Raw genomic sequence first — 1,876 nt, 5'->3', positions numbered from 1 at the left:
CAACCTCAAGAATGTCCCTGTAATTACTGCTACTCAAATGTTGGATAGTATGATTAATAATCCTCGCCCGACTCGCGCCGAAGCCAGCGACGTAGCCAACGCAATTATCGACGGCACTGATGCGGTAATGCTATCGGGAGAATCAGCAGTAGGAAAATATCCTCTTAAAGCCGTTTCCATGCTGGCTAAAATCGCCTCTAGTATCGAACCAGATCTACAATTTGTGAACAATCCCCCTGCTAAAAGCGATCGCACCATGCCCTTGGGGAAGCTTTAAATGCGATCGATGGCACTCTAAAATTGCGTTATATTGCTTGTTTTACCGCTACTGGCTATACTGCCCGCATTGCTTCGGGAGAAAGACCAAAAACAATGGTCGTGACTTTTACTCCCAACATTGATGTCTACCATCGTCTTAATTTAGTTTGGGGTATTAAACCTGTATATCTAGAAAAAGAAGGCGAAACTTTTGAAGATTTAGTTGCGATCGCCGAAAATTATTTTCTCCAACAAAAATTAGTTGAACCTGGCGATAATATTTTGATTATGGGAGGTATTCCCACTCAAAATCCCCAAGGAACTAATTTCATTAAAATTCATCAGATTTAAAGTTATTAGTTATTAGTTTTAATATAGATACCTGATTTTTGTTGAAACTAACCTAAATGCTTAATGATAAAACCCCTAGAGAATGCTTGCCGAATTGAAGTTAAAACTCGCCAGGAATTAAGAGCTTGGTTGCAAAATAACTACACACAAACTAAAGGAGTTTGGTTGATTACTTATAAAAAAAAGAGTGAATACTATCTTCCCTATGGAGATATCGTCCAAGAATGTTTGTGTTTTGGTTGGATTGATAGCTTACCGCGCAAACTAGATGAGAATAGAACCATGCTATATATTTCTCCCCGCAAACAAGGTAGTAATTGGTCAAAAGTAAATAAAGAATACGTAGCTCAATTAGAAAAAAATAGTTTAATACATTCGGCAGGATTGGAAAAAATAGAACAAGCCAAACAAGATGGTTCTTGGTATTTTTTAGATGATGTTGAAGCTTTAATTTTACCCGAAGATCTAAAATTGGCTTTGGCTAAAAATTTAGTGGCATTTAATAATTGGGGGGCATTTCCTAGATCGGTTAAGCGAGGGATTTTGGAATGGATTAAGAATGCTAAAAAACCAGCAACTAGAACGAAAAGAATTGAGGATACTGTTAGCAAAGCCGAGAAGAATATTAGAGCTAACTATTAGCTAATGAATAAATATAATCTTATATATCAAACTGTCAAACTAATACCTAAAGGAAAGGTGGCAACCTACGGACAAATAGCCGAAATTGCTGGACTTTATGGCAAAGCTCGATTGGTGGGATACGCTTTATTTAGAGTCGATCTCGCCTCAGACGATATTCCTTGGCATCGGGTGATTAATGCCAAAGGAGAAATTTCCTATTCCCATCTCCGTCAGGGAGGAGATTATTTACAAAAACATCTTTTAGAAACCGAAGGAATTAAATTTAATTCACAAGGAAAAATCGATCTTAATCAATATAAATGGCAACCGAGTTAGGTAAGTAATGAGTAATGAGTAATGAGTAATGAGTAATGAGTTTAAATACAAATTAATTGTTTTCAAAAAGTATATGAGTCAAATAATGCTAATTGTTGTTGAAGATGTATTCGATCTTGGCAATCGTCTCGTTTTAGCACCTGGAGTAGATGCTTCACTAGCAGATACTCTGAGAAAAATTACTGCTGTTAAGTTAGTATTTCCCGATGGTTCTTCTCACAAAGTTAATACTTTTGGGACAGAACATATTACTCCAAACTGGCAAAGAGTCTATCCGATTGCTATCTGCAAAAGTTTAGAAAAAAAT

The 1,876-nt window shown here is 36.5% G+C and carries 3 protein-coding genes and 1 pseudogene; all 4 read left to right on the top strand.

Annotated features, from left to right (window positions below; all coding sequences use genetic code 11):
- Nucleotides 1–609 (top strand): annotated as a pseudogene (locus tag AC33VI_RS08805) (pyruvate kinase); the annotation flags it as partial.
- A gap of 63 nt (nt 610–672) precedes the next feature.
- Entirely contained in the window at nt 673–1,251 is a 579-nt protein-coding gene (locus tag AC33VI_RS08800; RefSeq protein WP_491781892.1) for a YdeI/OmpD-associated family protein, read from the top strand.
- A gap of 3 nt (nt 1,252–1,254) precedes the next feature.
- Nucleotides 1,255–1,569 carry an MGMT family protein gene (locus AC33VI_RS08795; RefSeq protein ID WP_491781891.1) on the top strand — a complete coding sequence of 105 codons (315 nt, stop codon included), beginning with the start codon at nt 1,255–1,257 and terminating at the stop codon, nt 1,567–1,569.
- A 73-nt stretch (nt 1,570–1,642) separates the two neighbouring features.
- Nucleotides 1,643–1,876 (top strand): hypothetical protein (locus tag AC33VI_RS08790; protein WP_491781890.1); only part of this gene is annotated, 234 nt, incomplete at its 3' end.

The sequence above is a fragment of the Waterburya sp. genome (genome assembly GCF_058530065.1).
The sequence above is the reverse complement of the archived record's forward strand: the minus strand, read 5'-3'. Positions and strand labels throughout refer to the sequence as shown.